This is a genomic window from Vibrio sp. 03_296, assembly GCF_002265885.1.
In genome coordinates this window covers 1-338 of record NZ_NPKW01001067.1, presented here as the reverse complement: position 1 = coordinate 338, position 338 = coordinate 1, and the positions used below count along the sequence as shown (strand labels likewise).

The 338-nt window shown below is 41.4% G+C and carries 1 protein-coding gene; it reads right to left on the bottom strand.

The window, feature by feature from the left end; translation table 11 throughout:
- Nucleotides 1-12: 12 nt before the first annotated feature.
- Nucleotides 13-279 (bottom strand): hypothetical protein, encoded by a 267-nt coding sequence (locus CIK04_RS29850; RefSeq protein WP_325206016.1) that lies wholly within the window; start codon nucleotides 277-279, stop codon nucleotides 13-15.
- Between the last annotated feature and the right edge of the window lie 59 nt (nucleotides 280-338).

Below are 338 nucleotides of genomic sequence, written 5' to 3'. Positions count from 1 at the left end.
TGCTTCAGCACCCTAGAGAAGAGTGATGGTCGCATTTGCAAGAGTATTATTGATTTCATCGACAATATAGTAATCGTTAAGACGAAGGACTAGAATTGTCTCGGCAACCACAACGACTTCAGCAAGTTGATCCTCAGTATCAAGGAAGTATATCGCTTTATCGGATATTGCTACCGGATAATCTGCCAAAGCGAGGAATTTCGTTTTTCCTTCATCATCTGGAATTACATGCACCTCAAAAGGTTCAGTGAATGTAATAAACCTCAGAATATCCGACATCAAAGCCATATAACTCTAGAGAGGGCGGAACGCTCTTCTTCAGAAAGGTTTGCATCACG